Below are 1,813 nucleotides of genomic sequence, written 5' to 3' on the forward strand. Positions count from 1 at the left end.
TGTTAAGTGGCACGTCTGCCTTTATGACCCGGCGCCTGCGGCCGGCTTGACCCGCGTCAGGGCGCGGCCAGGGGGCATGGGCGACGCTGGGCCCCTGGCGGCCAAAGGGCCCGCGCGAAAGGAAAGGACCATGGAATTCAAGGTGGCGATGCAGCAGGTGGGCGTGGACCTCGATGCGCTGCGCAAGGCGCTGTGCGAGGCGGACCCGGCGGCCCTGGTCGACCTGGACCCGCTCGATGCCGGCCTGCGCGTGGCCGCACAGGTGACCACGGGCGAACTGGCCGGCCTGCTGGCCGAAGCCGGCTACCCGGTGGGGCCGATGGCCATCCAGCCCCAGCCCTCGGTGTGCTGCGGCGGCTGCGGCGGCTGAAGCTGGCCCGCGGCTGAAGCCAAGGGGGCGCGCCAACAGGCGCGGGACTATAATGGCAGCCCTTCTTGAACCCCTTCGGGAGACCGCCATGGCGACCGGTTGGGCCGGCGACGGCGCTGTCCAGGACCAGATCGACGCGACCGTGAAGGACGCGATCAAGCGCGCCCGCAGCCAGCTGCCCAAGGGCCCGAGCCTGCTGCACTGCGAAGAATGCGACGAGCCCATCCCCGAGGCCCGGCGCCTCGCGCTGCCCGGTGTCCGCCTGTGCGTGGCCTGCCAGGAAGCGGCCGACAAGGCCCAGGCCACCGGCGGTGGCTACAACCGCCGCGGCAGCAAAGACAGCCAGCTGCGCTGACCCTTGCAGTGGCCGTTTACGGCGGCCGGCGAACGCTTTAGCCTGCTTCGCCATGCCTACGACCACGATCATCGTCGACGACTTCTTCGACAACGCCGTGCAGCTGCGCGAGGCCGCACTGCGGCTCGACTATCCCCAGGTGCCGGGCAAGTTCCCGGGCCGCAATTCGCAGCAACGCCTGCAGCTCGAAGGGCTGGACCAGGAGGTTTCGCGCCTGGTGGGCGAACCGCTGGTGGCCATGCCGCCGCCGCAGGCGCACGGCAAGTTCCGCATCGCCACAGCGGGCGATCAGGGCAGCGCCAAGGTGCACGTGGACACCGCGCACTGGTCGGGCATCCTGTACCTGAGCCGGCCCGAGGACTGCCGCGGCGGCACCGAGTTCTTCCGGCACCGCGCCACCAATAGCGACCGCGGACCCATCAACGACGAAGAGGCGCGCGCCCAGGGCTATGCCAGCGCCCGGCAGATGATTTCCGACATCCTCGAGCGCGACACCATGAACGACGATGCCTGGGAAATGACCATGCGCGTGCCCATGCGCTTCAACCGCCTGGTGCTGCTGCGGCCCTGGCTGTGGCATACGGCCGGCGAAGCCTTCGGCAACTCACTCGAGAACGGCAGGCTGATCTACCTGATGTTTTTCGCTTCGGCGGGCCAGGCGCCGTCCTACAACGCTGCGCCGGAACGGACCTGAGGCGAGCAGGCCCGCACCTGCAGGACGGGTGTCAGTCACCTTTGTCGCGTGCGGCACGCAGCTTGGTGGCCCAGTCCTCGCGCAGCGCGCTGGGCATCTTCATCACCGTGTCCACGGTCCCGTCCGACATTTCCGTGCGCATGGGTTCGGGCATGCTGCGGAACATCCATTGCGCCAACGACTCAACTTCCTGGCGGGTAACCGGCGCGTCGCCGGTGCAGGCGGCATAAACCTCGGCCAACGTCGCCTTGCAGGCTGGGGCAACGTTGCCCTTTCGAAAGGATTCGCAGTCGAGCGGGCACGTTGTGCCGGCTTCGACGGGTCCAGGCGCCGAGCGGCCAGGTTGCGACGCGGTGCGCCGCCCCATTCTTTCCCCCAACTCGGCCGGGTCCTT

At 69.1% G+C, this 1,813-nt stretch carries 4 protein-coding genes; 3 read left to right on the forward strand and 1 reads right to left on the reverse strand.

Going from position 1 to position 1,813, the window contains the following annotated elements; genetic code table 11:
- Positions 1-130 precede the first annotated feature (130 nt).
- From AACZ35_RS14085 to AACZ35_RS14095, 3 genes are all read left to right on the forward strand, one after another.
- Positions 131-370, forward strand: a complete 240-nt coding sequence (locus AACZ35_RS14085; RefSeq protein WP_339830382.1) for a hypothetical protein — start codon at positions 131-133, stop codon at positions 368-370.
- A gap of 88 nt (positions 371-458) precedes the next feature.
- The gene (locus tag AACZ35_RS14090) at positions 459-725 is read left to right on the forward strand and encodes a DksA/TraR family C4-type zinc finger protein (RefSeq protein ID WP_339830385.1); all 267 of its coding nucleotides are present in this window, start codon (positions 459-461) and stop codon (positions 723-725) included.
- Positions 726-777: 52 nt separating this feature from the next.
- Positions 778-1,419, forward strand: coding sequence for a DUF6445 family protein (locus AACZ35_RS14095; RefSeq protein ID WP_339830388.1), 642 nt, complete (start codon positions 778-780; stop codon positions 1,417-1,419).
- 31 nt (positions 1,420-1,450) lie between these two features.
- Here AACZ35_RS14095 and AACZ35_RS14100 read toward each other — a convergent pair.
- Positions 1,451-1,813: hypothetical protein (locus AACZ35_RS14100; RefSeq protein WP_339830390.1), on the reverse strand; the 363-nt coding region annotated here is incomplete at its 5' end.

It is taken from the genome of uncultured Arenimonas sp., from assembly GCF_963976025.1.
Classification (GTDB): domain Bacteria; phylum Pseudomonadota; class Gammaproteobacteria; order Xanthomonadales; family Xanthomonadaceae; genus Arenimonas.

What these genes read in the sequence shown, in the direction of transcription:
- AACZ35_RS14085 (WP_339830382.1), top strand. Translation starts at nt 131, where the DNA reads ATGGAATTCAAGGTGGCGATGCAGCAGGTGGGCGTGGACCTCGATGCG.
- AACZ35_RS14090 (WP_339830385.1), top strand. Translation starts at nt 459, where the DNA reads ATGGCGACCGGTTGGGCCGGCGACGGCGCTGTCCAGGACCAGATCGAC.
- AACZ35_RS14095 (WP_339830388.1), top strand. Translation starts at nt 778, where the DNA reads ATGCCTACGACCACGATCATCGTCGACGACTTCTTCGACAACGCCGTG.